Source organism: Caulobacter sp. GW821-FHT11A05, from assembly GCF_058809015.1.
Genome location: NZ_JBXASF010000032.1, coordinates 1 through 7,774, shown reverse-complemented (window position 1 = coordinate 7,774; position 7,774 = coordinate 1). Strand labels below are relative to the sequence as shown.

The 7,774-nt window shown below is 67.2% G+C and carries 8 protein-coding genes; 2 read left to right on the top strand and 6 right to left on the bottom strand.

Annotated features, from left to right (window positions below; translation table 11 throughout):
* Window positions 1–102 precede the first annotated feature (102 nt).
* The 6 genes from AC1RSK_RS24130 to AC1RSK_RS24105 all read right to left on the bottom strand — a co-directional run bounded on the left by AC1RSK_RS24130 (window position 103) and on the right by AC1RSK_RS24105 (window position 5,329).
* On the bottom strand, window positions 103–1,419 hold the full coding sequence (locus AC1RSK_RS24130) for a metal-dependent hydrolase family protein (RefSeq protein ID WP_492910250.1): 1,317 nt from the start codon (window positions 1,417–1,419) through the stop codon (window positions 103–105).
* Between the two features lie 66 nt (window positions 1,420–1,485).
* Window positions 1,486–2,565: a phosphotransferase gene (locus AC1RSK_RS24125; RefSeq protein WP_492910249.1), complete on the bottom strand. Its 1,080-nt coding sequence runs from the start codon at window positions 2,563–2,565 to the stop codon at window positions 1,486–1,488.
* Window positions 2,566–2,811: 246 nt separating this feature from the next.
* Window positions 2,812–3,090, bottom strand: coding sequence for a hypothetical protein (locus AC1RSK_RS24120; protein WP_492910248.1), 279 nt, complete (start codon window positions 3,088–3,090; stop codon window positions 2,812–2,814).
* A gap of 11 nt (window positions 3,091–3,101) precedes the next feature.
* Complete coding sequence (locus AC1RSK_RS24115; RefSeq protein WP_492910247.1) at window positions 3,102–3,320, bottom strand: hypothetical protein; 219 nt, start codon at window positions 3,318–3,320, stop codon at window positions 3,102–3,104.
* Window positions 3,317–4,498 carry a tRNA 2-thiouridine(34) synthase MnmA gene (mnmA, locus tag AC1RSK_RS24110; protein WP_492910246.1) on the bottom strand — a complete coding sequence of 394 codons (1,182 nt, stop codon included), beginning with the start codon at window positions 4,496–4,498 and terminating at the stop codon, window positions 3,317–3,319. Before mnmA ends, AC1RSK_RS24115 begins: the two co-directional genes overlap by 4 nt.
* Before the next feature lie 294 nt (window positions 4,499–4,792).
* The gene (locus AC1RSK_RS24105; RefSeq protein WP_492910245.1) at window positions 4,793–5,329 is read right to left on the bottom strand and encodes a CDP-alcohol phosphatidyltransferase family protein; all 537 of its coding nucleotides are present in this window, start codon (window positions 5,327–5,329) and stop codon (window positions 4,793–4,795) included.
* A gap of 278 nt (window positions 5,330–5,607) precedes the next feature.
* Here AC1RSK_RS24105 and groES point away from each other — a divergent pair, with 278 nt between their 5' ends.
* Window positions 5,608–5,898, top strand: coding sequence for a co-chaperone GroES (gene groES, locus AC1RSK_RS24100; protein ID WP_492910244.1), 291 nt, complete (start codon window positions 5,608–5,610; stop codon window positions 5,896–5,898).
* A 55-nt stretch (window positions 5,899–5,953) separates the two neighbouring features.
* Complete coding sequence (gene groL / locus AC1RSK_RS24095; RefSeq protein ID WP_492910243.1) at window positions 5,954–7,606, top strand: chaperonin GroEL; 1,653 nt, start codon at window positions 5,954–5,956, stop codon at window positions 7,604–7,606.
* Window positions 7,607–7,774: the final 168 nt, after the last annotated feature.

Here is a 7,774-nt window from a genome sequence, read left to right as displayed (position 1 = left end):
AACGCGGCCAGCCACTCCAGCCGGCGCTGCCCCCTCCACCACCGCCGCTAAGTCGCGGCGGCGGTCCCCCTCCCCCGTGCGCTGCGCGCCCGAGGGAGGATTTTAGTCCTGGCGGTAGACCACCCCGCCCTTCATCACGAAGCTGACGTGTTCCAGCACCGTCAAGTCGCTCAGCGGATCGCCCTTCACGGCGATGATGTCGGCCTGCTTGCCGCCGGTCAGCGAGCCGATCAGGCCGGCCAGGTCCAGGTGTTCGGCGGCGAAGACGGTGGCGGCCTTGATGGCCTCCAGCGGCGTCATCCCGGCCTTGATCAGCAGGGCGAACTCCTTGGCGTTGTCGCCATGGGCCGAGACGCCGGTGTCGGTGCCGTAGGCGATCTTCACCCCGCCGGCGTGCGCCCGGCGGCCCATGTCGAGCATCTTGGGCCCAGCTTCCAGCGCCTTGGCCTTCACCGAGGGCACCATCCAGGTGTCGGGCTTGGCCGCCTCGCGGGCCACGAAGTCGCCGGCCAGCAGCGTCGGCACCAGCCAGGCGCCATTGGCCTTGAACAGCTTGATCGATTCGGCGTCGAGGTAGGTGCCGTGCTCGATGGAATCGCCGCCGGCCTTGAGGAAGGCGTTGATGCCGTCGCCGCCGTGTGCGTGGGCGGTGACCCGGCGGCCCATGGAGTGGGCGGTCTCGACGATGGCCTTCAGCTCATCGTCGCTGAACTGCTTGGCGAGGCCGGCATTGGTCGGCGACAACACGCCGCCGGTAGCGGTGATCTTGATGACGTCGGCCCCGGAGCGGACCTGCTCGCGCACGGCCCGGCGACAGTCGTCGGCCCCGGAACAGGTGGCGCTGTCGCGGAACAGGTGAACCATGGCCTCGGGCACGCCGTTGGCGTCGTCGCCGTGGCCGCCATGCACCGACACGGCCGAGCCGGCCGCGACGATGCGCGGGCCGGGGATGCGGCCGGCGGCGATGGCGTTGCGCAGGCCAAAGACGCTTTCGTTGGACCCGCCGAGGTCGGCGACGGTGGTGAAGCCGGCGCGCAGGGTCAGGTTTGCGTAGTAGGCGCCGTCCAGCGCGTAGTCGGATTTGGTCTTGGTGAAGCGCTCCAGCGCGCCCTTGGGGCCGTTCTGGCTGGTCAGGTGGACGTGGCTGTCGATCAGGCCGGGCAGGACGAAGCTGTCCTTCAGGTCGATGACCTTGGCCCCGGGGGCGGAGGTGTAGCCCTCCTCGATGCGCAGCACCTTGCCATTCTCGACGACGATGGTGCGGGCGGTCTCGACCTTGCCGGTGGCCGGGTCGGCCAGCACCCGGCCGGCCTGGATGTAGGTCAGGGGGCTGGACTGGCCTTGCGCGTCGGCGACCCCGACCAGGGCCAGAACGCCAAGCGCGGCGGCGACGAGGCCGGCCTTGAAGGTGGATTTCATGATCTACAGCCCCAGAAAACCTTACTTTGGGTCAGATTGCACCGCCAGGGCGGCGCTGCCTATCCCTTACGCGCCCGCCTTCTGGGCGAACTCCCAGGCGCCCCGCGCCAGCACCGGCACCCGGGCTTCCATCGTCGCCGCATGGGCGCTGGCCGCCGTCCCGTCGCGCACCCGGCCGACGATGCCCTGGCAGATGCCGGCCAGGCGGAACAGATTGTAGGCGAAGTACCAGTCGAGGTTGGGCAGACCGTCGCGGCCTGTCGCCTTGCAGTACTGGGCCACGGCCTCCTCGATGGTCGGGATGCCGTAGGCGGTCAGGTCGTTGATGCCCGACAGACCGCCGCGCTCCTGGCTGGGCATCACCCAGCTCATCAGGAAGTAGGAGAAGTCGGCCAGTGGGTTGCCCAGGGTCGACAGTTCCCAGTCGAGCACCGCCGCCACCTTCTGCTCGGTGGGGTGCAGGATCATGTTGTCCAGGCGGTAGTCGCCGTGGACGATCGAGGTCATGTCGTCTTCCGGCGTGTGGTCGGGGAACCAGGCGATCAGCTTGTTCATCTCGGGGATGACGCTGGTTTCGCTCGCCTGGTACTGCTTGGTCCAGCGGTTCACCTGGCGGCTGAAATAGTTGCCCGGCTTGCCGTAGTCCTCCAGGCCGATGGCCTTGTAGTCGACGTTGTGCAGGGCCGCGAGGGTGCCGATCTCGGCCTCGTAGATCGCTCGGCGCTCGGCCGGGCTGTAATCGGGCAGGGTGCCGTCCCACAGGATGCGGCCCTCGACCTGTTCCATGACGTAGAACCAGGTGCCGATCACCTCATCGTCCGTACACAGAGCGTAGGCCTTGGCGACCGGGAAGCCGACCTTGTTCAAGGCCGAGATGACCTTGAACTCGCGGTCGACGGCGTGGGCGCTCGGCAGCAGCTTACCCGGCGGTTTGCGGCGCAGGACGTAGCGTTGGCCGGGGGTGACCAGCTGATAGGTCGGGTTGGACTGGCCGCCCTTGAACTTGCGGATCTCCAGCGGCCCGGCGAAGCCCTCGACGTTGGCCTGCAGCCAGGGCAGCAGCTTGTCCTCGTCGAGGCGGGTGCGCTCGTCGAGCGGCTCGGTGCCGCTGTTGAGGTCCTGGGCGCTGGGCGCGGCGTCGGCCATGGAAGTTTCCCCAAATTCGTACGCTTGTTTGAAGTCGGCGCACTTTAGCGGGGGAAGGCGTCGGCGCAAGGCTGACGCTATGAGAGCCGTTCCCCGCTGCGATGTCGTCAGAGTGTCTCCTCAGCCGCCGGCGGGAATTTCGGGGACACTATACTTAATTCCGGCCACCCGCCCGCCTGCCGCCACGGCCCATGAGCAGAATTAAGTATAGTGTCCCCTAAACTCCAAGGCTGAAGCAGCAGCGCCTCAGTCCGCGCTAGAATTCTTGGTCTTGGTTGCCTTCAGGATTGGCAGGCGCTGGTAGATCCAAGGATCAACGCGCATCCGGACGAACCTGAGATAGAATGCAGCGACGATCAGAAAGCCTACCCCTGTGCCGACATACCAGTCGAACTGCGCGCTGGTGGGCCGCTGCTCAATCCAGGGCACGGTATAGAGGTCGTAGCAAGCCCAGGCTGCAACGATTGGAACGTAGCTGAGAAGGAACAGCCCGGCCTGGATCAACCATCTGAACAGCCGCTTCACAGCATTGCTCCCTAGGTCAGCAGCAGCGCCGCCACGAACAGCGCGATCGCCGCCACGACGCCGATGCCCCAGAACTGGGTCCAGAAGCGCAGCGGCTCCTCGGCGCGGACGATGTCCGGCTTGTCGGTGAAGAACACCCTCAGGGTCCCGGTCATCAGACCGCGGCCGAGCACCGCCAGGCACAGCAGCCCGATGATGACGAGGCTGACGCCGACCGGGATGTCGATCAAGCGGCCAGCTCCGCCCGCACCGCCGTGGCGATGAAGCCGCCGCCCAGCACCCGGTCAGGGGCTTCGGGCGCGTAGAGGACGCAGGCCTGGCCGGGGGCGACGCCTTCCTCGTGGGTGTCCAGCGCCACGGCGACCTGGCCGTCGACCAGAGTCAGCCGGCCGGGGACCGGCTCGCGGGTCGAGCGGACGCGGGCCAGCACCGGGCGGCCGGCGGCGCAGGCGGCGTCGATGCCGTCTTCGCCCAGCCAGTTGGTTTCCTTCAGGGTCAGCGCGGTGGTCAGCAGGGCCTCGCGCGGGCCGACGATGACCTGGCGCGCATCAGCGTCGATCCGCGTCACGAACAGCGGGTCGCCGACGGCGATGTTCAGGCCCCGGCGCTGGCCGATGGTGTAGCGGGTGACGCCCTCGTGGCGGCCCAGCACCCGGCCGTCCATGTGCACGATCTCGCCCGGCTGCGCCCCTTGCGGGCGCAGCCGGTCGATGACGGTGTGGTACTTGCCCTCGGGGACGAAGCAGATGTCCTGGCTGTCGGGCTTGTCGGCGGCGGTGAGGCCCAGTTCGGCGGCGATGGCGCGGACCTGGGGCTTGGACATGCCGCCGAGCGGAAAGCGCAGATAGTCGAGCTGGTCGGCCGTGGTGGCGAACAGGAAGTAGCTCTGGTCCTTGGCCGGGTCGGCGGCGCGGCGCAGTTGCGGGCCGCCTTCGCCATCCACCCGCTGCACGTAGTGGCCGGTGGCCATGGCCACGGCGCCGAGGTCGCGGGCGACGTCCAAGAGGTCGCGGAACTTGACCGTCTGGTTGCAGCGCACGCAGGGGATCGGCGTCTCGCCGCGCAGGTAGGCGTCGGCGAACTCCTCGATGACCTGGTCCTTGAAGCGGCTTTCGTAGTCGAGGACGTAGTGCGGGATGCCGATGGCGTCAGACGCCGTGCGGGCGTCGTGGATGTCCTGGCCGGCGCAGCAGGCGCCCTTCTTCTGGATGGCGGCGCCGTGGTCGTAGAGCTGCAGGGTGACGCCGACGACGTCGTAGCCGGCCCGGGCCAGCAGGGCGGCGGTCACCGTCGAGTCCACCCCACCCGACATCGCCGCCACGATCCGGCTGCCGGCCGGCAGGCGCACGGCGCCCCGCACCGCGTCCAGGGCGGCGTCGATCGCGGAAGGGGCGAGAGCGGTCGTCATCGCGGGCTATGTAGAGGTTTGGGGCCAAAATTGCGAGGTGAGGGGGCGGCGCGGCGCTATCGAAGCGGCGTCCATTATACGCCGTCGGCGCGGTCGGGGATACCGAGGGGCGGAAATAGGTCAGGGAAATCAATTTTCTAGCGCCAACCGGAGACCCGTCGGAGGTCCGCCTGACGGGCTGTTTCGACCCATCGGGACCACCCTTTTCGCAGGCTGATGACCACCCTCGGTTCGCCGCGGCTCCGACGGCGGCGTCGGCGGGCGGGAAGGGGCCCCCGGGATTGGAATTTGCCTTCAGCCGGCCCGCAGCTGGGCCAGGCCCGTGCGCAGGTAGCCGGCGACGGTGACCAGGGTCAGCAGGGCGGAGATCCCGACCAACCAGCCGCCGAGGGCGAACGACTGGATGGGGCCGAGCGGGAAGCCCGGCGCGGCCAGCAGGGCCAGGCCGGCGAACTGGCAGGCGATCTTGACGGCCTCCAGCTTCGCGCCGCCGACCCTGTGGTCGGGTCCCAGCGCCTCGTTCAGCGTCGCCACCACGAAGCAGCGGCCGGCCAGGACGGCGGCGGCCGCCGCCACCCAGCCGTCAAGGGCGCCGGCGACGGCGAGGCCGAGGACCATGGTGAAGGTCAGCAGGCGGTCGCCGACCAGATCGAGCATGGCCCCGAGTTTCGAAGTCTCATTGAGGCGCCGGGCGACCTGGCCATCGACGACATCGAGGAGGCCGGCCGCGAGGTAGACGGCGACGGCCGGCCAGCCCTGGCCGCCGAGCAGCAGCCAGAACAGTGGGACGATCAGGGCGATGCGGAACAGGGTGATGCTGTTGGAGATCATTCTCTAAATTCCGATCATCCCGACGAAAGTCGGGACCCAGTGTCCACTATGCATGGGCGTCGGCTCTGATCAGAGCTGAATTCACCTCCGGCTTGCCAGCTGGGTCCCGACTTGCGTCGGGATGATCGGAGAAAAGGGAAGGGCCCAACCCTTGACTCCCCACCGCCCCCCTCCTACTTCCCCGCCACCGTTGGCACTCACGGGAGAGGACTGCTAACAGCGCTCTCTCCCATGCCGGCGACCCAAATAAAGCCAACCGTTATGACGGAGACGACCCGATGAAATTTCGCCCCCTTGGCGACCGCGTCCTGGTGAAGCGCGTCGAAGAAGAGTCCAAGACCAAAGGTGGGATCATCATCCCCGACACCGCCAAGGAAAAGCCGCAGGAAGGCGAAGTCGTCGCCGTCGGCCCCGGCGCGCGTGACGAAAGCGGCAAGGTCCAGGCCCTGGAACTGAAGGCCGGCGACAAGATCCTGTTCGGCAAGTGGTCGGGCACCGAGGTCAAGGTCGACGGCGAAGACCTGATCATCATGAAGGAAAGCGACGTCCTGGGCGTGCTCGAGGCCTAAGGCCCGCACCCTCGACCCTTTCCTCCCAGCTCATTTTTGAAAGAAGGCAACCAACATGGCCGCCAAAGACGTCTATTTCTCCTCCGACGCCCGTGACCGCATGCTGCGCGGCGTCAACATCCTCGCCAACGCGGTGAAGGTGACCCTCGGTCCCAAGGGCCGCAACGTCGTGATCGAAAAGTCCTTCGGCGCCCCGCGCTCGACCAAGGACGGCGTCTCGGTCGCCAAGGAAATCGAACTGAGCGATCGCTTCGAGAACCTCGGCGCCCAGATGATCCGCGAAGTCGCGTCGAAGACCAACGACAAGGCCGGTGACGGCACCACCACCGCCACGGTGCTGGCGCAGGCCATCGTCGTCGAAGGCCTGAAGTCGGTCGCCGCCGGCATGAACCCGATGGATCTGAAGCGCGGCATCGACAAGGCGGTCGCCAAGGTCGTCGCCGAAATCAAGTCGACCTCCAAGAAGGTCTCGGCCAACAGCGAGATCGCCCAGGTCGGCACCATCTCGGCCAACGGCGACAGCGAAGTCGGCGAGATGATCGCCCGCGCCATGGAAAAGGTCGGCAACGAAGGCGTCATCACGGTTGAGGAAGCCAAGACCGCCGAGACCGAACTCGACGTCGTCGAAGGCATGCAGTTCGACCGCGGCTACCTGTCGCCCTACTTCATTACCAACGCCGACAAGATGGAAGTCGTGCTCGAAGAGCCGATGATCCTGCTGTTCGAGAAGAAGCTGTCGGGCCTCCAGCCCCTGCTGCCGGTCCTCGAGGCCGTCGTGCAGTCGGGCCGTCCGCTGCTGATCATCGCCGAGGACATCGAAGGCGAAGCCCTGGCCACCCTGGTGGTCAACAAGCTGCGTGGCGGCCTGCGCGTCGCCGCCGTCAAGGCTCCGGGCTTCGGCGACCGCCGCAAGGCCATGCTGGAAGACATCGCCGTCCTCACCGGCGGTGAAGTGATCAGCGAAGACCTCGGCATCAAGCTCGAGAACGTCACCCTCGAGATGCTCGGCAAGGCCAAGAAGGTCACCATCACCAAGGACGACACCACCATCGTCGACGGCGTCGGCGCCAAGGAGGGCATCGAAGCCCGCATTGGCCAGATCAAGAAGCAGATCGAAGACACCACCAGCGACTACGACAAGGAAAAGCTGCAGGAACGCCTGGCCAAACTGGCCGGCGGCGTTGCCGTGGTCCGTGTCGGCGGTTCGACCGAAGTGGAAGTGAAGGAAAAGAAGGACCGCGTCGATGACGCCCTCAACGCGACCCGCGCGGCCGTCGAAGAAGGCATCGTCCCCGGCGGCGGCGTGGCCCTGCTGAAGGCCTCGAAGATCCTCGCCGGCCTGAAGGGCGACAACGCCGACCAGACCCAGGGTATCGCCATCGTCCGTCGCGCCCTGCAGGCCCCGATCCGTCAGATCGCCGAAAACGCCGGCGTTGAAGGCTCGATCGTGGTCGGCAAGGTTCTGGACAGCGAGTCGGCCACCTTCGGCTTCAACGCCCAGACCGAAGAGTATGTCGACATGGTCGCGGCCGGCGTCATCGACCCGGCCAAGGTCGTCCGCACGGCTCTGCAGGACGCGGCCTCGGTCGCCGGCCTGATGATCACCACCGAAGCCGCCATCGTCGAGGCTCCCAAGAAGAGCAGCGGCGGCGGCGCCGGCGGCGGCATGCCGGGTGGCATGGGCGGCATGGGCGACATGGACTTCTAGTCCACGAGCTCAGCTTCTGAGAATGGGAAGGGCGGGATCGGAAACGGTCCCGCCCTTTCTCTTTAGGCGCTGCGCGCCAACACCTCACCACCCGTCATCCTAGGGCTTGTTGTTCAGCCCGGGGACATAGCGGACACCTGTTCGGGGACATGGCTGACACTTTGCGAG